Origin of the sequence: Burkholderia aenigmatica (assembly GCF_902499175.1) — a bacterium.
GTDB lineage: Bacteria > Pseudomonadota > Gammaproteobacteria > Burkholderiales > Burkholderiaceae > Burkholderia > Burkholderia aenigmatica.
The window spans coordinates 21,968-42,177 of sequence record NZ_CABVQC010000079.1 but is presented as its reverse complement, the minus strand read 5'-3'; the positions used below and the strand labels follow the sequence as shown (position 1 = coordinate 42,177).

At 66.2% G+C, this 20,210-nt stretch carries 20 protein-coding genes; 13 read left to right on the top strand and 7 right to left on the bottom strand.

Going from position 1 to position 20,210, the window contains the following annotated elements:
• From BDO18943_RS36625 to BDO18943_RS36585, 9 genes are all read left to right on the top strand, one after another.
• Positions 1-192, top strand: a 192-nt coding sequence (locus BDO18943_RS36625; RefSeq protein ID WP_407649981.1) for a hypothetical protein, incomplete at its 5' end; no start/stop codon positions are given.
• A gap of 20 nt (positions 193-212) precedes the next feature.
• Positions 213-509, top strand: a complete 297-nt coding sequence (locus BDO18943_RS36620) for a hypothetical protein (RefSeq protein ID WP_175026023.1) — start codon at positions 213-215, stop codon at positions 507-509.
• A gap of 25 nt (positions 510-534) precedes the next feature.
• Positions 535-1,806: a pilus assembly protein TadG-related protein gene (locus BDO18943_RS36615; protein ID WP_175026022.1), complete on the top strand. Its 1,272-nt coding sequence runs from the start codon at positions 535-537 to the stop codon at positions 1,804-1,806.
• A 13-nt stretch (positions 1,807-1,819) separates the two neighbouring features.
• A complete protein-coding gene (locus BDO18943_RS36610) occupies positions 1,820-2,353 on the top strand; it encodes a TadE/TadG family type IV pilus assembly protein (protein ID WP_175026021.1) in 534 nt (177 codons plus the stop codon).
• Positions 2,350-2,793: a TadE/TadG family type IV pilus assembly protein gene (locus tag BDO18943_RS36605; RefSeq protein ID WP_175026020.1), complete on the top strand. Its 444-nt coding sequence runs from the start codon at positions 2,350-2,352 to the stop codon at positions 2,791-2,793. The genes BDO18943_RS36610 and BDO18943_RS36605 overlap by 4 nt, the downstream gene beginning before the upstream one ends.
• A gap of 22 nt (positions 2,794-2,815) precedes the next feature.
• Positions 2,816-4,024: an AAA family ATPase gene (locus BDO18943_RS36600; protein WP_175026019.1), complete on the top strand. Its 1,209-nt coding sequence runs from the start codon at positions 2,816-2,818 to the stop codon at positions 4,022-4,024.
• 20 nt (positions 4,025-4,044) lie between these two features.
• A complete protein-coding gene (locus BDO18943_RS36595) occupies positions 4,045-5,412 on the top strand; it encodes a CpaF family protein (RefSeq protein ID WP_122949891.1) in 1,368 nt (455 codons plus the stop codon).
• Between the two features lie 33 nt (positions 5,413-5,445).
• Positions 5,446-6,423 carry a type II secretion system F family protein gene (locus BDO18943_RS36590; protein WP_175026018.1) on the top strand — a complete coding sequence of 326 codons (978 nt, stop codon included), beginning with the start codon at positions 5,446-5,448 and terminating at the stop codon, positions 6,421-6,423.
• A gap of 36 nt (positions 6,424-6,459) precedes the next feature.
• A complete protein-coding gene (locus BDO18943_RS36585; RefSeq protein WP_175026017.1) occupies positions 6,460-7,440 on the top strand; it encodes a type II secretion system F family protein in 981 nt (326 codons plus the stop codon).
• A gap of 561 nt (positions 7,441-8,001) precedes the next feature.
• Here BDO18943_RS36585 and BDO18943_RS36580 read toward each other — a convergent pair.
• The 6 genes from BDO18943_RS36580 to BDO18943_RS36555 all read right to left on the bottom strand — a co-directional run bounded on the left by BDO18943_RS36580 (position 8,002) and on the right by BDO18943_RS36555 (position 14,307).
• A complete protein-coding gene (locus BDO18943_RS36580; protein WP_235996285.1) occupies positions 8,002-9,204 on the bottom strand; it encodes a serine hydrolase domain-containing protein in 1,203 nt (400 codons plus the stop codon).
• Positions 9,205-9,399: 195 nt separating this feature from the next.
• On the bottom strand, positions 9,400-10,356 hold the full coding sequence (locus tag BDO18943_RS36575; protein ID WP_175026015.1) for a SphA family protein: 957 nt from the start codon (positions 10,354-10,356) through the stop codon (positions 9,400-9,402).
• 36 nt (positions 10,357-10,392) lie between these two features.
• A complete protein-coding gene (locus BDO18943_RS36570) occupies positions 10,393-10,920 on the bottom strand; it encodes a flavin reductase family protein (protein WP_175026014.1) in 528 nt (175 codons plus the stop codon).
• Between the two features lie 5 nt (positions 10,921-10,925).
• Positions 10,926-12,164, bottom strand: a complete 1,239-nt coding sequence (locus tag BDO18943_RS36565) for a styrene monooxygenase/indole monooxygenase family protein (RefSeq protein WP_175026013.1) — start codon at positions 12,162-12,164, stop codon at positions 10,926-10,928.
• Between the two features lie 66 nt (positions 12,165-12,230).
• Positions 12,231-13,019 carry an SDR family oxidoreductase gene (locus BDO18943_RS36560; protein WP_175026012.1) on the bottom strand — a complete coding sequence of 263 codons (789 nt, stop codon included), beginning with the start codon at positions 13,017-13,019 and terminating at the stop codon, positions 12,231-12,233.
• A 40-nt stretch (positions 13,020-13,059) separates the two neighbouring features.
• Positions 13,060-14,307, bottom strand: coding sequence for a dienelactone hydrolase family protein (locus tag BDO18943_RS36555; RefSeq protein ID WP_175026011.1), 1,248 nt, complete (start codon positions 14,305-14,307; stop codon positions 13,060-13,062).
• Between the two features lie 352 nt (positions 14,308-14,659).
• Here BDO18943_RS36555 and BDO18943_RS36550 point away from each other — a divergent pair, with 352 nt between their 5' ends.
• The 3 genes from BDO18943_RS36550 (at position 14,660) to BDO18943_RS36540 (ending at position 18,378) form a co-directional block, all read left to right on the top strand.
• Positions 14,660-15,685, top strand: coding sequence for an AraC family transcriptional regulator (locus BDO18943_RS36550; protein ID WP_175026010.1), 1,026 nt, complete (start codon positions 14,660-14,662; stop codon positions 15,683-15,685).
• A 107-nt stretch (positions 15,686-15,792) separates the two neighbouring features.
• Positions 15,793-16,038: a hypothetical protein gene (locus BDO18943_RS36545; RefSeq protein WP_175026009.1), complete on the top strand. Its 246-nt coding sequence runs from the start codon at positions 15,793-15,795 to the stop codon at positions 16,036-16,038.
• A gap of 177 nt (positions 16,039-16,215) precedes the next feature.
• On the top strand, positions 16,216-18,378 hold the full coding sequence (locus tag BDO18943_RS36540) for a TonB-dependent siderophore receptor (protein WP_175026008.1): 2,163 nt from the start codon (positions 16,216-16,218) through the stop codon (positions 18,376-18,378).
• 22 nt (positions 18,379-18,400) lie between these two features.
• On the opposite strand, the gene BDO18943_RS36535 is transcribed toward BDO18943_RS36540, so the two are convergent.
• Positions 18,401-19,207, bottom strand: coding sequence for a response regulator transcription factor (locus BDO18943_RS36535; RefSeq protein ID WP_175026007.1), 807 nt, complete (start codon positions 19,205-19,207; stop codon positions 18,401-18,403).
• Between BDO18943_RS36535 and BDO18943_RS36530 the strand changes: the two genes are divergently transcribed.
• Entirely contained in the window at positions 19,202-19,468 is a 267-nt protein-coding gene (locus BDO18943_RS36530; protein WP_175026006.1) for a hypothetical protein, read from the top strand. The genes BDO18943_RS36535 and BDO18943_RS36530 overlap by 6 nt on opposite strands.
• Positions 19,469-20,210 lie beyond the last annotated feature (742 nt).

Sequence of the window (20,210 nt, the reverse complement as noted above, 5' to 3'; positions counted from 1 at the left end):
GCCACCGTGCCGCAATCCGACGCGGCCAACGCGGCCCGCATCGCGCACATCGAAGCCGCCGCCGCGCGCCTTGCCGCGGCCGGCTCCAACGCGCCGGCCCAGCCGGCGACGCCGGCGCGACCGAAGCACCGGATCCCGGCGGCTGCCCACGCGCAGATCGCCCGCTCGGAACCCGAGTCCACCGATCGTTGATGCCATCCAAGGGGACACTCATGAAATCCGCCTACCTCGTATTCGTGCGCCGCGCGGCGCTCGCTGTACCGCTGGCCTTCGCGCTTGCCGGTTGCATGTCGTCGACCCCGGTGTGGGACACCCGCTTCGGCGAATCGGTCCGCGCCGTGACACAAGCCCAGATCATCGATCCGCATGCCGCCGAACACGCGGCCGCGACGACGGCGGTCGACGGCAACGCGGCCGCGTCGGCGCTCGACAACTACGACAAGTCGTTCAAGCAGATCGATCCGCCCACCAATGCGTTCGTGATCGGCATCGGCAAGGCCAACCAGTAACGACAGCACGCTCAGGGAGAACGCCATGAACAGCGCAGCTCGCTATCCGAAAGTCATGCGTCGCAGCCTGCATCGCCAGCGCGGTGCCGTCGCGATCATCGTCGGTCTCGCACTGGCGGTGATGATCGGGTTCGTCGGTCTCGCGCTGGATCTTGGCAAGCTGTACGTCACGCGCAGCGAACTGCAGAACAGCGCCGATGCGTGCGCGCTGTCCGCTGCGCGTGACCTGACCGGGGCCATCAGCCTGTCGGTGGCCGAGGCCGACGGCATCGCCGCCGGCCACCTGAATTTCGTGTTCTTCCAGAACAAGTCGGTGCAGTTGTCGACGAACGCGAACGTCACGTTCAGCGATTCGCTGACCAATGCGTTCCTGACGAAGAACTCGGTCACGACGCCGGCCAACATCAAGTACGTGCAGTGCACCGCGTCGCTGAGCAACATCGCGCACTGGTTCATCGAGGTGCTGAACGTACTGCCGGGCGCGAAGCTGGCGAACGCGGCGACCGTATCGGCCAGCGCGATCGCGACGGTGGGCGGTGGCCAGACGACCTGCGCGATCCCGGTGTTCGTGTGCCGCACAACCGGCGCGCCGTCCTACAACGTCGGCGACTGGATCACGTCGCCGTCCGGGTCGTCGTCGACCTACGGGCCCGGCAACTTCGGCTGGGCGGCGCTCGACGGCTCGACGAACGAAACCACCCTGGCCGGCGAGCTGTCGGGCAATACCTGCAACATCACGAGCCCGCCGGACTTGAGCACCACGGGCCTGAAATCGGCGTCGCTGCGTGCCTGGAATACGCGCTTCGGTATCTATACGAACGGCGCGAACGGGTCGAGCGGCCAGCCCGACTTCACCGGTTACGCGTATGTCGGCCCGAACTACGGGCCGCCCGGAACGGCCGGCATCAAGGGCGACGCCTACACGCAGTTCGTGACCGACCGCACGACCTTCAAGGTCTACCAGGGCGACGGCGCGCCGCCGTCGGGCAGCGGGGTCGCGACCAACGGCACGTGGTCGCAGGCCAATTACCAGACCAACGGTGGCGACCGCCGCGTCGCGCTTGCCCCGGAAGGCGACTGCTCGACGCTGAACGGCAACAGCGGCAAGGTGCACGTCACGCAATGGGATTGCGTGCTGATGCTCGATCCGCTGCCGTTCAGCCCCGGCAGCGGCGGTGTCGTCGCGCACCTCGAATATCTCGGCTCGTCGGTGTCCGGCAACAACCCGTGCGCGACGCACGGGATGCCGGGCAGCGGCAGCGCGTCCGGGACCCAGGTTCCGATGCTCGTTCAATAGCGGAGAGACGATCATGAAAACCCGTCCGTTTCGCCGTTCGCGCACCCGTGGCGTCGTCGCCGTCGAGTTCGCGATCGTGCTGATGCCGATGATCCTGCTCGCGACCGGCGTGGCCGAGTTCGGCCGCGCGATCTACCAGTACGAGACGCTGACCAAGGCGACGCGGGATGCGGCGCGCTACCTGTCGGTCTGGTTGCCGACCGACAGTGCGTATCCGGTGTCGGCGGCGCAGTGCCTCGTCGTCTACGGCAGCACGACGTGCGGTGCGTCCGGCACCGAGCTGGTGCCGGGGCTCACGACGTCGATGGTGACGATCTGCGACGCGCAGCACACGACCGGCTGCAGCGACCCGTCCGACCCGTCGCAGTTCGCGAACCTGCCGACTTACGACGCGAACAACAACGCGGCGAGCGGCTCGGCGTCGGGCGCGATCAACGTCGTCGAAGTGAAGATCAAGGGCTACAGGTACCAGCCGATCCCCGTGTATCCGGGGATCACGTCGATCACGTTCGGCAACATCGTCACCGTGATGAGGCAAGTGTCATGAACGCGCGCCATTTCCCGCTATCGCGCCGGCGCGGCCAGCGCGGCGCGGCACTCGTCGAGTTCGGGCTGATCGCATCGGTCCTGATCATGCTGCTGATCGGCATCTTCGAATTCGGCCGCGTGCTGTTCTACTGGAACACCGCAAGCGAAGCCGTGCGCCTCGGCGCGCGCACGGCGGTGGTCTGCGACGTCAATGCCGCCGGGGTCGCGAAGCGCGTGACGGCGATGTTGCCGCTGCTGTCGAGCGCGAACGTGTCGGTGAACTACTCGCCGGCCAACTGCGACGTGACCTCGTGTTCGTTCGTGACGGTGAGCGTCACGAACGTCACGGTCAAGACGATGATCCCGTTCGTGAACGTCACGGTGACGATGCCGCCGTTCACGACGACACTGCCGCGCGAAAGCCTGACTTCCGCGACCGGCGGCGCCAACTGCAACTGATCGAACAGGCGAGGCACACGACATGATCAACATCCTCGTAGCTTCCGACGACACCGCGCGACTCACGCAGATCGCGCGCCTCGTGGCCGACTGCGGACGCTATCGCGCGACGCGCGCGACCGGCCGCCCGTCGCAGATCGAACATCGCACCGACGGGCTCGACGCGTTCGACATCCTGCTGGTGGACGGCACGTCGCTCGACGCATCCGAGCTGTCGGCGATCGAGCGGATCTGCCGGGCTCACGCCGGGCTGACCTGCATCCTCCTGACCGCGGACGCGTCGCCGCACGTGCTGCTCGACGCGATGCGCGCGGGCGCCCGCGACGTGCTGCAGTGGCCGCTCGACCCGCAGGCGCTCGGCCACGCGCTCGAACGCGCGGCCGCGCAAAGCACGCGGCGCGACACCGACGATACGCGGATCGTGTCGTTCATGTCGTGCAAGGGCGGGGCCGGCACGAGCTTTGCGGCCAGCAACGTCGCATTCGAGATCGCGGAAGGCTTCAAGCGCCGCGTGCTGCTGATCGACCTGAACCAGCAGTTCGCCGATGCGGCCTTTCTCGTCAGCGACGAAACCCCGCCGTCGACGCTGCCGCAGCTGTGCACGCAGATCGAGCGGCTCGACAGCGCGTTTCTCGACGCAAGCGTCGCGCACGTGACGGAAAACTTCCACGTGCTCGCGGGCGCCGGCGATCCGGTCAAGGCCGCCGAGATGCGCGAGGACGCGCTCGAATGGATCCTGGGTGTCGCCGCGCCGCGCTACGACTTCGTGATCTTCGACATCGGCGTCGGCATCAATCCGCTGTCGATGGTCGCGCTGGATCGCAGCGACCAGATCCAGCTCGTGATGCAGCCGACGATGCCGCACGTGCGCGCCGGCCGCCGGCTGCTGGAGATTCTCGTGTCGCTCGGCTACTCGACCGACCAGATGCGGCTCATCCTGAACCGCGCGACGCGCGCGAGCGACCGGACCCGCACCGCGCTCGAGGAAGTGCTCGGCCTGAAGGCCGCCTGCACGATTCCCGACGACGCCGACACCGTGCTCGAAGCGATCAACCAGGGCCATCCGGTATCGCGGCTCGCACGCGGCACGGCGGTCACGCGTGCGCTGCAGGGTTACGCGAAACAGCTGGTCGAAGGGGAGGTGCGCGCGGGACACGGCGCCACGCGCAGCGAACCGCTGATGTCCAGGTTCTTCGGCCGCAAGGCCACGCCGAAGCTCAAGTCCATGTAACTCTTTCGGGGGAATCTATCATGTCATTGCGCGAACAGATGTCGTTGCACCGGACCCCGCCGCTGGCGGCGGGCAGCGAACCGGCGGGCCCGGCTCATTCGTCGGTACGCGACGCGTACCAGAAGCTGCGCCGTGAAATTCACCTGGCCGTGCTCGAGCGCGTCGAGCTTGAGCGTCTGTCGCGGCTGCAGCAGGATCAGGTCCGGCAGGAAATCGCCGCGCTGATCTCGCGCATCCTCGACGACGAACGGATGCCGGCGAACGACATCGAGCGCCGGCAGCTTGCGATCGACGTGTATGACGAGATGTTCGGCTTCGGCCCGCTCGAAGCGCTGCTGCGCGACCCCGGCATTTCCGACATTCTCGTGAACACGTACCGGCAGGTCTATGTCGAGCGCAGCGGCCAGCTCGAACTGACCGACGTGACGTTCTACGACGACGCGCACCTGATGAAGGTGATCGAGAAGATCGTGTCGCGCGTCGGGCGCCGCATCGACGAATCGAGCCCGATGGTCGACGCGCGGCTGCCGGATGGTTCGCGCGTGAACGCGATCATCCCGCCGTCCGCGATCGACGGGCCGCTGATGTCGATCCGGCGTTTCGCGGTGAATCCGCTGAAGATGGACGACCTCGTGCGCTACCACAGCCTGACGCCGCCGATGGCCGAGCTGCTCGACGCGCTGTCGCGCGCGAAGGTGAACGTGCTGGTGTCGGGCGGCACCGGCAGCGGCAAGACGACGCTGCTCAACATCCTGTCCGGCTACATTCCGCGCAACGAGCGGATCGTGACGATCGAGGACGCCGCGGAGCTGCAACTGCAGCAGCCGCACGTGCTGCGGCTCGAAACGCGCCCGCCGAACATCGAGGGCAAGGGCGAGATCACGCAGCGCACGCTGGTGCGCAACGCGCTGCGGATGCGCCCGGACCGGATCATCCTCGGCGAAGTGCGCGGCGCGGAAGCGCTCGACATGCTCAACGCGATGAACACCGGCCACGAAGGCTCGCTGGCGACGATCCACGCGAACACGCCGCGCGACGCGCTGACACGGCTTGAGAACATGATCAGCGTCTCCGGCCTGACGCTGCCGCCGAAGACGATGCGCCAGCAGATCGCGTCGGCGATCTCGGTGGTCGTGCAGGCCGCGCGGCTGACCGACGGCAAGCGCAAGATCGTCAGCATCCAGGAACTGACCGGGATGGAGGGCGACATCATCAACATGCAGGAGATCTTCACGTTCAAGCGCACGGGCGTGGACCGCGACGGCTCGGTACGCGGCCACTTCTGCGCGACCGGCGTGCGGCCGAAGTTCGTCGAGCGGTTGCAGGCGTTCGGCATCAACTTGCCGGATTCGCTCTACGACCCGTCGCAGCGTTACGAGACGAACTGACGACAGGGCGCCGTTGGCTGCCGGGGAGGCCTCATGAACACGATCTTTTACGCCTTTGTGATTTTCACCTTCGTCGCTGTCGTGTTGACGATCGAAGGCGCCTATCAATGGTGGAACGCGCGGCATGGCACAGCCGTGCGCCGGATCGAGTCGCGCATCCGCGCGATGTCGGCCGGCGGCAACGTGCAGCAGGAGCGGCTGTCGATCCTGAAGAAGCGGATGCTCGACGAGTCGAAGCCGTTCGACCGGTTGCTGCTGCGCATGCCGCGCGTGCAGACGCTCGATCTCCTGATCCAGCAATCGGGCCTCGACTGGACGCTGTCGAAGCTGGTCGTGCTCAGCGCGGTGTTCCCGGCGCTCGCCTGGCTGGCGCTGAGCTTCGCCACGTTGCCGCAACTGGCTGTGCTGCCTATCGCGCTGTTTGCCGGATGCTGGCCGACGATGTACGTGATGCGCAGCCGCCGGCGGCGCATGCGCAAGCTCGAACGGCAGTTGCCGGACATTTGCGACATGATCGCGCGTGCACTGCGTTCCGGTCATTCGTTCACGAGCACGCTCGGGATGGTGAGCGAAGAGTTTCCCGATCCGATGGGCGGCGAGTTCCGGATCACGTTCGACGAGGTCAACTACGGCGTGTCGTTGCACGACGCACTGACGAACCTCGCGACGCGCGTGCCGGTGCAGGACCTGCGCTATTTCGTGATCGCGGTGCTGATCCAGCGCGAGACCGGCGGCAACCTGGCCGAGCTGCTCGACAGCATCTCCGGGCTGATCCGCGAGCGCTTCAAGCTGTTCGACAAGGTGCGCGTGCTGTCGGCGGAAGGGCGGCTGTCGGCGTGGATTCTCGGGCTGCTGCCGTTCGGTACTGCGGGCGCGATCGCGCTGCTGAACCGCGAGTTCCTGTCGGTGCTCTGGGAGGATCCGGCCGGGATCAGGATGGTCGGCGTGATGCTGGTGTCGATGCTCTTTGGCCTGTTGTGGATCCGCCGCATTGTCCGGATTCGCGTCTGACGCGCGAGCCGAATAACGAACCGTTGCGAGGCTGTCATGCAAAACCTGAGCGTAGTCCACGCCGTCATGCTGGGTGGCTTGTTCCTCTTCGTGGCCGGCGGCGCACTCGCCGCGATGCTGCTGTTCGCGCCGCGCAACATCCAGCGCCGGATTCAGCAGGCCGGTGGCGCCGTCGTCGGCGCGGGCTCCGGCGACGGCGACGGCGACGGCGACGATATGACGTCGCGCTGGGTCGCGAAGCTGGTGGAACTGTCGACCCCGATCTCGAAGCTGTCGGTGCCGAAGGAGGGCTGGGAGAGTTCGCCGCTGCGCATCCGGCTGATGAATGCCGGCTGGCGCAACCAGAGCGCGGCCGCGCTGTATTTCACCGCGAAGACGTTGCTCGCGCTCTTGTTGCCGTGCGCGTCGCTGCTGGTGCTGGTCACGACCCGGCTCGGGAACGAGCGCGAGATCCTGTCGGTCATCCTCGTCGTGCTCGCCGGGATCGGCTACTACATCCCGAACATCGTGCTGTCGCAGCGGGTCAAGGTGCGCCAGCAGAAGATCTTCGAGGATTTCCCGGACGCGCTCGACCTGCTGACGGTGTGCGTCGAAGCGGGCCTGGGGCTCGACGCGGCGCTGATGAAGGTGAGCGAGGAGCTGCGGTTCAGCAGCGAGGTGGTCTCGAGCGAACTCGACCTGCTGCTGCTCGAGATGCGCTCCGGCTTCACGAAGGAGACGGCGCTGCGCAATCTCGCGCTGCGCACCGGTGTGGAGGATATCGAATCGTTCTGCACGATGCTGATCCAGGCCGATCGCTTCGGCACGAGCATCAGCGAATCGCTGCGCGTGCTGTCGGACATGCTGCGCACGCGGCGCCGGATGCGCGCGGAGGAGCGGGCCGCGAAGATCGCGCTGAAGCTGCTGTTCCCGCTGATCTTCTGCATCTTCCCCGCGCTGATGCTGGTGCTGCTCGGGCCGGCAATGATTCACGTGTATCGCGTGCTGCTGCCGACGTTCGTCGGGATGTCGCATTGAGCGATGAGCCGGCGTCACGCCGGGATCGACGGAATCGTCGATAAAGGTTTTGCGTGCCGGACGGCCACCCCCGCCGGCCGGCACGGCAACAGGCTTCATGGAGGCTCCCTCCCCAGGCGGCGCCGCGAGACAGGTTGACCATAGCGGCGTCAATGCATCCTGGACCCATGGTCGGCCATGGAACAAGCCGTAGTCCACCGCCTTACCGGCTGCCCCCTACTGCTAACCTGAATGCCGGCGAAGTTTGCCGGCATCACGTTGTGCGCGATGACGCGGCGGTCGCGGCAGCGGCATCCCGGACGCAATCGCGGCGATGACACGAGCGGCGCCGCGCGATAGCATGGTCGGCAATCGCGGCGCTGCACGCGCCATTTCCGGTCGAGACGCGACAGGAGAACCATGCCGACTTTGACGACCGAACCGCTGGAGCCCGACGAGCGCGCCCGCTTGCGCAGCATGAAAGGCGGTGGCCTGTTGATCGTCGTGGTGGCGCTCGTGATTACCGCGGTGCCCGTTCATCGGCGCACCTCATGCACGGTCGCGAAATTCGTCTTCACCGCATCACGGCCGACCTTCGCTCGGCACCTCGGCCGCCTTGCTGAGTTCACCCATGATGATCCGCGCGATTTCGTTGGCCGGGGCACGTCCATCGGGCGCGGCAGCCGTGTTCGACCACGTGACGATCGTCGTTTTCGTGACCGGGTCGTAGCCCATGAAGGTGTTGAAGCCGGGTATCTCGCCGGTATGTCCGTAGAACGTGCCGAACTTGGCCAGGCCCAGGCAGTAGCTCGCCGACATCGGGTCGGTCGCATCGATCGGCGTGCAACTGGCGAGCCGTTGCGTCTGCAGGTCGGCGTTCAGGTAGCCGCCGCCGACCATCCGCTGCACGTAGGCCGCCAGTTCCGTCACGGTTGAAATACCGGAGCCGGCTGTCCACGCCCACGACGTATTGACGCTGGTCACGTTCGTCGGTTGCAGCGCACCGCTTTTCGCGTCGGCCTGGCGCTGGGGCGACAGTGCATCGCTGTCGGTCGTTTCGGCATTGGTGCCCCATTGATAGCCCTGCGGTGCCGGTGCCGGCAGCGACGTATCCTGCTGCGGCGGGAGCAAGGTATTGGCCAGGCCGAGCGGCGCAAACAGGCGCGCGTTCATCGCATCGGCCGCGCTCATGCCGGTCAGTTGCTCGATGATGAGCCCGAGCAGCACCGTGTTCGTATTCGAGTAGCGAAAATCCGCGCCGGGCGCGAAATAGACCGGCTGGCCTTCGGCGATCCCCAGCAATTCGGACGTGGTCCACACCTTGTCCGGCTGCGCATCGAGCGTCTGGTTGAACGCGAGATTCGTCGAATAGTTGTAGAGGCCGCTGCGCATGGTCAACAACTGTTCGATCGTGATCGTGTTGCCGTTGGGCACGTTCGCGACGAACTTGCTGACGGTGTCGCCGAGACTCAGCCGGCCTTCCTGGACGAGTTGCAGGATCACCGTGCCGGTCCAGGTCTTCGTCACGCTGCCGACGCGAAAGTGCGCATTCGTCGGTATCGGCGTATTCGTGCCTCGCACGGCCGTGCCGAACGATTCGAGCCAGTTGCCCTGCGGCGATTGCACATAGACGACCGCGCCGGGCGTCAGCGTGTCCGCGAGCAGCGCGTTGATCTGCGGGCGCGCCGCGTTCGCGAACGCGGGCGTGCTCGAGGCCGGCGAACTGTCGCCGCCGCACGCGGAAACGGCGAGGCCGATGACCACGGCCGGTGCGACGGCAACCATGCCGCGCACCAGCCGCCGCGATACGTTCGACAAAAACCGGGAGGTTGTTGAAGTCGCCATGGCGCGGACCATCCTTGGTCGTGACGTATTGCCTGCGTTGCCTTCTCCAAAACTATAGGACAGGCGCGCGCATGCCTGCAGTCCGCATTTTTCGTCTGACGATAGCGATCGGGCGCGTTCACCCGATCGGGGCCGTCACTGAAAGTGATGCACGTACCGCAGCACCATCCGCGTGCCCTGCGGCCGGTTCCGCGCATAGGTCTCGAAGTATGCGTTGAACATCAGATGATCGTGAGGCGAGAAGCTAACCATGGCCCCCGGGCCGATCGCGAACACGGCCTCGCGCGTGCCGGGCACGTCCTGCCCGTTTTCCTTCATGTCGGTGGTCTGCCGCAGCCAGTAGCCGTTGAGCCCCAGCCGCAGGCCGGGGCGCACTTCATACTCGGTCGCGAAGTTCGCGTGGATGGCCTGCCCGGCCTGCGTCGACGTCACGTCCGGGCCGAGCGACGTGGCCGGCTGATGGTTGGTCGCGTTCCACAAATAATGCAGCCGCCACGACACGGTCCACTTGGGCGTGAGCCATAGCGTCGCCGCCCAGTACGGGTCGAACGACCAGAAATGGCTGCCGGGGTTGATCGCGCGCGACGGATCGTAGGCGCCGGTCGGCGCGATGAACTGGAATTCCACGCGCTGCGCGAAGCGCGGGCCCTGTGCGCCCATCACCGGGTCGAACTGGATGAACGGGCCGATCAGCAGGTCGCCGAAGCCGGCACGCGCATTCAGCGCGACGTTGCCGATGCCGTCGTCGGTTCGCGCCGACGCGATCCACGGCAGGATCACGTCGAGGCCGGGATGCATGCCCGCGAACGTCAGCGGCGACTGATAGACGAGCTGGCTCAGCCCCGCGAACAGGTCGATGTCCTGCTTTGGCAGCCCGACTTTGTTGCCCGCATTGTCGTTGACGCGGCCGGCCGTGTAGTACTGCAGGTATTGCGTGCCGTACCAGCCGGAGCCGGCCGGCGGCATGCCGTCGAGGAAGCTGGTCATGCCGAGGTTGACCGCCGGCAGGTCGGTCGCGCTGGCCGGCGCGCTTGCGGCGATGCCGGCAATCGTGAGGCCTGCGACGACGAGCAGGCGAGAGCCGAATGTCATGTTCACCACCTCCTGGATATTTATTTGTATAACTAATCAAATGGTGCGAACAAGATCGGGATGATCGGCGATCGCGCGATACTGACCGGCATGGAACACGAGCGGTGCATGGCCGAACGCGTCGAACTGTTCGATCTGGCCGATGAAGAGCAGGTGATCGCCGCCTTCGTAGTGGCCGACGTTGCGGCACACGAAGCGCGCACTCGCGCCGTCGAGGCAGGGCACGTCGCCCGCCTGCGAATCGACGTGCAGCACGCCGTCGAACTTGTCGGCGCTGGGCGTCGCGAAACGGCGCGATAGGTCGATCTGGTCGTGCGCGAGGATGTTGATCGCGAAATGGGTGGCCGCGACGAAATCCGGGCGGCTCGGCGCGAGCTTGCGCAGGCTCCACAGCACGAGCGGCGGATCGAGCGACAGCGACGAGAACGAATTGGCGGTGAGGCCCACCTTGCGTCCGTCGGCCGCGCACGTGGTGATCACGGTCACGCCGGTCGGGAATTGCCCGAACGCGGCGCGCAATTGCATCGGGTCGAGGGGCGGGCGATCGGTGGCGGTCGTTTCCATGGCGGTTACTCCGCACGCAGGCTGTGCTCGCGGATCATCGCCGCGCAGGCCGATGGCTCGAACCACCACGGCGACAACCGGCGCGGATCGTCGAAGCCGTCGACGATCGCCGCGGCGAGCGAGGGCAACTGACCGGCCGCGCCGAGCAGTTCGAGGATGTGCGGCGGCGGTGGCGTGAGCAGCGAGTTGGTCCAGCGCACGACATGCTGCGCATAGGCCCAGTAGCCTTCGAACGTCTGCTGCATCCAGTCTTCGCCGAACGATGCGGCGTCGCGTGCGACGATCGCGTCGAAATAGGCCTTCGCGCATTTCGCGGCATTGTTCGATCCCTGGCCGGTGATCGGATCGTTGACGACCACCGCATCGGCCATCCCGAACACCGTGCGGCCCGACGGCAGCCGGAAGAACGGCTTGCGCACCGTCGGCGCGAAGCGTCCGGCCAGCGTGCCGTTCGGATCGGTGAGCTCGACGTCGCGGCAGCGCTCGAATTCCCACGGCACGTAGTGCTGCAGGAACGACAGGCTGCGGTCCAGATGCTGCTCGGGCGTCTTCACGTCGGCCCAGCAATCGAGCGGGCCGCCCGGAATGCCTTCGAACACCATGATTTCGCACGGGCCCGTCGTGGTCAGCGCGGGGAACACGAAATACTCGCCGATGCCGGGCAGCAGGTTGAAGCGCACCCGCGAATACGGCTGACTCGGCGTCATCCCTTTCACATAGGTGAGGGCCAGCGCGCGTTGCGGGCGGTCGAACGCACTGCGCGCGTCGTCGCGGCCGAGCAGGTTGACGATCTCGCCCTTGCCGGCCGCGAGCAGCACGAGGTCGTGGCTGCGCGTCAGCTCCTCGAGTTCGGGCACGCCGATGTCGCCGATGCGCACGTCCGCGCCACGGCGCCGCACGCCATCGAGCCAGTCGGCCATTTTCACGCGCTGGTCGACCGACTGCGCATAGCGGGTCAGCCGCGACGACCAGTCGATCGCCTTGCGGCCGTGGCCGTCCGGATGCGGCACCGCGATGCCGATGCCTTCGACGGACGGGCACGCTTCCTCCCACGTGTTCAGGCCGAGGTCGCGCTCGATCTGCAATGACGTGTGGAACATGCACTGGCTCGACATGACCTTGCCGGTGCGGATCTGCTCGGCGTCGCGATTGGTCGCGAGCGTGACGTGGTAGCCCTGGTCGAGCAGGGCGAAGGCGAGTTGCAGGCCGGACTGGCCGGCGCCGACGATAGCGATGCGTCTCATGGGAATGTCCTTGGTTGGCCGGATGCCGGCTGGCGTGATAGTGCGGGAAGCGGTGGCGACGAACGGCTATTCCGCGAGACGCGGAATGGCCGGCACCGCCTGTTCGGGGCCCATCGCGGAATAGCCGCCGTCCACCGCGTAGTCGGCGCCCGTCACGAAGCTCGCCGCGTCGCTGCACAGGAACGTCACGACCTGCGCGACCTCGGACGGATCGCCGACGCGGCCGAGCAGGTGGAACGGCGCGGCGACGCGATCGGTCTTCGCCCGATCGCCGTGCGTCAGCTCGTCCATCACGCGCGACCACGTCCATCCCGGCGACACGGAGTTGACGCGAATGCGGTCGGGCGCGAGATCCATCGCCATGCTGCGCGTGAGCTGGCGGATCGCCGCCTTCGACGTCGGGTACAGCCAGCGGCCGGTCTGCGCGCACTGGGCCGAGATCGAGCTGAAGTTCACGATCGCGCCGCCGCCGCGCCGGATCATGTGCGGATGCACGGCCTTGGCGAGCATCGCCGCCGACACGACGTTGACGTCCATCGCGGCGAGCCAGTCGTTGCGGGTCGCCTGGATGCCGTTGTCGACGTAGCTGCACGCGAGGTTGACGAGCACGTCGATCGCACCGAACCGTTCGACGATGGCCGATATCGCACGCTCGATCGCGCGATCGTCGGTGATGTCGAGCGCGACGAACATCGCCCGTTCGCCGAGCGAATCGGCGACGCGCGCGCCGTTCTCCGCATCGAGATCGACGATCGCGACGCACGCACCGGCGCGGCTCAGGTCCTGCGCGACCGCGGCGCCGATCAGCGTGGCGCCGCCGGTGACGATCGCGACTTTGCCAGCAAGGGCAGTCATGGGGTGTCTCCGAAAATGGTTGTGTGAGGGAAGGGACGCGTCAATGCGCATACGTCGACGGCTCGCTGTCCTGCCAGCGGCGCATCAGGCCGTTCGACGGCACGGTTACGTCGAGCAGCTTGCGGGCCGTTTCGACGCCCGCGACCGGCAGGCCGTCCGGATCGAGCAGCCCGATCTGCACGAGCACGCTCGCCTGGTCCCAGTAGATGTGCTCGTGATAGAGCTTGTCGCCGCGAAACTTGACGATCGCGACGAGCGGAATCTCGACGCGCTTGCCGGTCGGTGCGACACCCGGCAGCATCCAGTCGATCTCGGTGGTGTGCGTGAAGCAGAACAGCAGCTCGTCGACGATCTGGCTCGCGCCGATCGTGCGCGAGATCGGCGTGATCGACGTGTCGGGCGGATTCGCATGCACGAAGTGATGCGTGTAGAAGCGCTTGAGCTCGTCGTAGCCGACGCCGCCCGTCAGCGTCGGAATATGGTTGACGTAGGGCTCGGCGACCATCGTCGCCATCGTCGCGTCGACGTTGCGCGTGTCGAATTCGTGCTTGAGATGCGCTTCCCACAGCGTGGACAGGTCGTAATGCGGGCCGAGCACGGCACGGAATGCGGCGATCGCGCGCTGGTGGGCCATCACCGCGGCGGCCGGGTCGAAATGATCGCCGCCGGCGCGCGCGAACGCGTGATCGACACCCGGATACACGTACACGTCGACGCCGTCGCGCCCGGACAGCGCTGCGGCAATGCGCTGCTGCGCATCGGGCGGGCAGAAGCGGTCCTGCCCCGCAATCTGCAGCACGAGCCGGCCGCGCAGGTGCGCCGCCTCGTCCAGCGCGTGTTCGATGCCCACGCCGTAGTAGCTGACCGCCGCGGCCACGTCGGGCAGCCGGCACGCGGCGAGATACGCGAGTTTGCCGCCGAGGCAGTAGCCGAGCACGCCGGCTTCGCCCGTGCATGCCGGCAACTGCTTGAGTGCGTCCAGCGCGGCACCGACGTCCTCGACGCCCTTGTTCTCGTCGTATTCGCGGTAAAGCGCCATTGCGCGCTCGACGTCGGCGGCCGCATAACCGAGTTCGATGCCGGGCGCCTGGCGCCAGAACAGGTCGGGCACGAGCACCGTATAGCCTTCCTCCGCGTAGTAGTCGGCCACCTCACGCATCGTCGCGTTCGCGCCGAAGATCTCGTGACACAGCACGATGCCCGGCCCCGTGCCGCCGGCCGGCGTGCTCAGGTATGCGCGAAACGTGCCGCCATCCGGCGACGGAATCTCGATGTGACGTCCTTTCATGTGTCCCTCCTTATGGTTCATCTCTTCGACGAGCCCAGTATTGGCGGACGAAATGGGCACTTCTATCCGCTTTCTTCGGCCGGTATCCGCGAATTCCGGAAACCTGACGATCCGGCCGCCGCGCGTGGGCAGGCGCACGGCCAACTGCGGGTATGTGCGGATGCGGAAGTCCCGCACAGTTTTCTACGATGCGCGAACGGTCCGCTTCTTGCGTCGTTTGCGCGGGACTTGCGTGCTTTGGCGGCCGGACTGTCCGGATACTCCGGGCGCTATCCGGATCGTGCGGCGGATGCCCCCATACCGGGAACGCATGCACGGCGCGAGTGCAATCGGGCATGACGGGAGAACATCGATGGCGCAATTTTCCGAAACAGGCTGGCTCGCCGACGCCGCCTGTTTCAATCACGACAACCTGCTGCTGCAGTCCAACGATGTCGACGAGGTTCGCGCTCGCGTCGCCGACGTATTCAAGCCGCACCGGCTCACGCCGACCGGCGAATCGCGCGCGCTGCGCAGCTGCATGCATCATGCGCGCTGGGGCAACCTGTCGTTGAACCTGCTCGACTACGGCGGTGGCGTCAGCATCGAGCCCGGGCCGCTCGAACACTTCTTCCTGTTGCAGATCCCGCTGCGCGGTGACGCGGAGATCGAGTGCGGCGCGGCGCGTTTCGTGTCGTCGCCGGGCACCGCGTCGTTGATCTCGCTGACGCTGTCGCTGAAGATGCGCTGGGGCGATGCGTGCCCGCAAGTCATCCTGCGCATCGAGCGCGAAGTGATGGAGCGCCACGCGCAGCGGCATTTCGGCGACGACCGGCGCGCGCCGGTCGAATTCGAACCGGAATTCAGCCTGTCATCGTCGCAGGGGACGTGTCTGGCGCAGATGCTGCCGATCCTCGCCGGCGCGATCGCGACGGAGGCGCATCCGTTGCGTCATCCACTCGCCTTCGAGCAGCTCGAATCGACGCTGCTCAACCTGCTGCTGCATGGCCACCCGAACAGCGCGCGCAACGGCACGCGGCACCTGCCGGTGGCGCTCGCGCCGTTCTACGTGCGACGCGTCGAGGACTACATCCGCGCGCATCTCGACGAGCCGCTGACGATCGAACGGCTCGCCGAACTCGCCGGCGTCAGCCCGAGCACGCTGTTCGCCGGCTTTCGCCATCGCCACGGGATCACGCCAATGGGCTTCGTGCGACAGTTGCGGCTGCAACATGTGCGCGAGGAACTGCTGGCCGACGAGTCGCCGGGGCTCGCATCGGTGACGGACATCGCGCTGAAATGGGGCTTTGCGCACCTCGGGCGGTTCGCGATCGAGTACAAGCGGGCGTTCGGGGAATCGCCTTCGGCGACGCTCAGGATGCGGCGCGTGCGCGGTTAGCGTCGCAGGCGGCAACCCGCCCGCGGATCGCCGACGGCAGCGGCACGCTCCAGACTGCCGTCACACCCCCGCCGAGCCGCCATTCGATGAACGGGCGGCGCAGTGCGATGATCGTCGTGAAAGCGTACGCAGGACGATTCGACCCGGCGCAGTTCATCGCGGAATGTCCACGGAAACAGGTTCTGCCTGACCGGCGTGATTGCCGCGAAGCTTGCAGGATGCCCGACGGCCTCGATGACGAGGTTCGCCAGGCGGCCGATCGCGCCGTCGTTTTCCCGATCGGGATCGATCCCGAACCAACACCCCCTCCCACGTGCCGGATGGCGGCTTCACCCGTGCGCGCACTTTTTTGAAGACCGCGCGACGTTCGCCCGGTATGATCGCTGCGCTCGCGAACGGCACCACGGGGCCAGCGCATGCCGACTCGCGCGCCACCCGTATCGCAAGCACGACAACACAGGGCGGGCGCAGGCGGTGCGTCGCGCCGCGATCGGCTCGAATCGGCCGGCAGCACGACGGAGCACAGAACGATGGTAGCGGGGACGGGGGCGGCGCGACGCGCGAGGGCGATTGCAGCCGGGGGCGCGTTGTACGTGGCGGCAGTGGGCGGTGTGCACGCGCAGGCATCGGCTGCGGCCGTGCTGCCGGAGATCGACGTGACAGGGAAGGCCGACGGCGCGTCGAGCGGGCTCGTCGGGCTGCGCACCACGGCCGGCACGAAGACCGACACGCCGGTGGCGGAGATCCCGCAAACGATCAATCTTGTCACCGCGCAGCAGATCGAGATGACCGGCGCGACCGATCTGAACCAGGCGCTGCGCTACGTGCCGGGATTCGCGACGTTCGGCGCCGACAGCCGCACCGACTGGTATGCGGCATTGCGCGGTTTCACGCCGACGTTGTACGTCGACGGCGTGGCCGCGCCGAATACCGCCGTGATCGCGAACTGGCGCGTCGACCCGTACACGATCGACTCGATCGCCGTGCTGCGCGGGCCGACGTCGGTGCTGTACGGCGCGGGCGAGCCCGGCGCGATCGTCGACGCACACACGAAGCTAGCCGACGGCGAACGGGTCCGCGAAGCCGGCGTGCAGATCGGCAATGACGCGCGCAAGCAATTCATGGTCGATGCCGGCGATGCGCTCGACCCGGACGGCCGATATGCGTATCGCTTCGTCGGCGTGGCGCGCGACGGTAACGCGGTGACCGGCCCGAACGGCGACCGGCGGGTCGCGCTGGCGCCGTCGTTCCGGTGGCGGCCGAACGCCGACACGTCGCTGACGCTTTCGGCGACGTTCATGCAGGACAGCGGCGATATCTCGTCGAACTTCCTGCCCGCGTCGGGCACGGTGTTGCCGAACCCGAACGGCCGCCTGTCGCAGGACATCTACATGGGCGACCCCGCCTTCAACGACTACCGGAAGAAGCAGTGGTCGCTCGGCTACACGCTGGCGCACCGCGTGAATGCAATCTGGTCGCTGCATCAGGACGTGCGCTGGTCGCACCTGTCGCTCGACGACGCGACGGTGTTCGGCAACGGCCTCGTGCCCCGCAGCACCACCAACATGATGCGTTTCGCGGGGCTGTTCCAGCTCAACTACAGCCGGCTCGATATCGACCATCACGCGCAGGCGCGCTTCGGCACGGGGCCGCTCGACCATACGCTCTTGCTCGGCGTGCAATACGACCGGCAGACCACGACTCACAGCGCGTGGCTCGCGCTGGCGCCGTCGCTCAACCTGTACCAACCCGTCTACCGGCCCGTCACGGCCGCGATCTTCTCCGGCCCGACGTCGCTCGGCCACGTCGACCAGTACACGGCGATGAACGCGTTCGGCGTGTACGCGCAGGACCAGATCCGCTGGAAGCGCTGGACGCTGACGCTCGGCGGCCGGGAGGACTTCGTCAATGCGCGGTTCGACGACCGGACGGCCGGCACGCAGGCGCGGCAGGACGTCAGTGCGTTCTCCGGGCGCGTCGGCCTGACCTATCAGGGGGACGCCGGACTGTCGCCGTACGTCAGCTATTCGACGTCGTTCGATCCCGTCATCGGCGTGCGGATGTTTGGCGGCGGCCTGCCTGAACCTACGCGCGGCACGCAGACGGAAGCCGGGCTGCGCTGGCAGCCGCCCGGCCGGAACCTGATGCTGAGTGCGGCCATCTACCAGATCGACCAGACCAACGTCGTGACGCCGACACCGGTGAGTCTCGACCCGACCGGCACGACGTCCGTGCAGACCGGCAAGGTGCGCTCACGCGGGATCGAGCTGAGCGCGGTCGGCAAGGTCACGCGCGAGCTGTCGGTCGTCGCGTCGTATGTCTATCAGGACGTCAAGAACGTGCAGGCGAACGACGCGTCGCTGAACCACTGGCCGGTGGCCGTGCCGCTGCCACGGCAGATGGCGTCGATGTGGGCCGACTGGACCTGGCGCACGGGCGCGCTGTCGGGCGTCGGGATCGGCGGCGGCGTGCGCTACCAGAGCACGTCGGCCGGCGCGCCCGACAATTCGCTGACCGTGCCGAGCGTGACGCTGGTCGATCTGGCGCTGCACTACGAGATGCCGCACTGGCGGTTCGCGCTGAACGTCGCGAACCTGTTCGACCGGCGCTATGTCAGCGGCTGCCAGTCGTACGCCGTCTGCGTGTTCGGCAACGAGCGAACCGTGCTGGCCAGCGCGAAATACAACTGGTAATCGCGAATGCGCGGAACGCGTCTCAAGCGTCGCGTTGCGGTTCCCGCCGCACGGCATGTTCGCCGGCGTGGCGCTGGCGCCGCCACTCGGTCGGCGTGAGGCCGAAACGTTCGCGGAATGCGGTCGCGAAATTCGCCGGCGTGGAAAAACCGATTTCCTGCGCGATGCTGGCAATGCTGAGCGACGTCGAATCCAGCAGATCCTGCGCGATCCGCAGCCGCTCGTGCCGCAGATACTCGAACACCGTCTGGCCGAGATTGTCGCGAAACGCGCGCGACAGCCGTTTTTCATGGGTGCCGACCGCGCGGGCCAGTTGCTCCACCGTCGGCGGATCGTTCAGCGTTCGCGCGAGGTGGCGGATCGCCGCGCGCACGATGATGTCGTCTTCCTTGCCGGCCACGAACGGGCTGTCCGTGTCGACGGGCCGGGCGCGCTTCGCCCGCGCGAGCTGCACGCGAATCCGCGCGAGCACTTCGGCCGGCTCGAACGGCTTCACGACATAGTCGACGCAGCCGATTTCGAACCCCTCGAGGCGTTCGTGCAAGGCACCGGCCACGGTCAGGAAGATGACCGGAATCGCGCACGTCTGCGGATCGGCGGCAAGCAGCCGGCACGCGGTGAAGCCGTCCATGCGCGGCATGCGGACATCCATCAGGATCAGGTCCGGCATGAGCGCCTGCGCACGCTGGCACGCTTGCGCCCCGTCGGATGCAATGCTGATCCGGCACCCCGTGTCGCGCAGGATGTCGATCAGCAAGCGAAGCTGGTCGGGCTGATCGTCGACGATCAGGATATGGACGTCGCCCAATGCGGAGATCGATGGATGCATCGTGCACCTGTTCTGGAATGGCTGCTGGCTGCGTTCCTGCGGGTGGCCTGCCCGGTTCGAAATAATCGTCGGAAGCCGCTCTATGGCGACGCTCAAGTGCATCGGTATTCGGATTTCGTCCAACTACGCGACCCACAACCCGTCGGTGGAATACCCGGCATGGTTTGTTTTGATCGCTGTTCCGGTAAAGACACGGAGCGTTACCGTCGTCGTGCCCTGAAAAAAGTGTGGCTGCCGGTATCGATGCGGGCCGCATTGTAGGGGGTTATTTCAATTCTGACCAGAACCATCGACTCAATTCAGCTCATTCCGTCTTTCGGGATTTTCAATGCGCGTCGAGGCGTGCGCTTGCTGCGTGGAATGGGAGGGGATCTCTGTCCATTTCCGCCACTCCCATTCTCGCCCCATGCGCAATCACGTAGTCCGGCGGATTTTTCATAAAAACTTTTCCGGAATTTATCTTTAATACGCTTCAGCAAAGTATTTGTCCGCTCAGCAAAACATTTCGATTAAATTCGGCGGCAGGAAATCGTTTGCGAGACTTGAAATGCTAATGTAACGCCTTGAATATATTGAATTTTACAATCTATAAAGAATGTCGCCTTCAATAATTTTAGATCGTGTCTCATAATTCGTCCGAACTTTGAATGCAGGGTTGCACAAGGTAACGCAAGGCGCGGCGGGTTGTGACGGACGTTGTGCGATTTGGATCCGGGGCATCAATTGATGTGTATCCGAACGCAGGTTCGTTGCGTGCAGGCGAAATCCGGTTGCCGCGGATGAAATAAAAGAAGCGGGGTTGGTCGCGGTCGGCGCGACATCAAATCAGGGGTGTCCATAACGGCGGGTTGAATCTCCGGATTCAGTCGCTGGGCGAATTCGCCCATGCAAACCAATATGCATTCCTAATGCATTAACCGGATTAACGGAACGGGCCGTCACACGAACGGAGTGCCCGGGCTTTCGAACGTCCCGTCGCCACGGGCGGACGATGCGTGTCGTC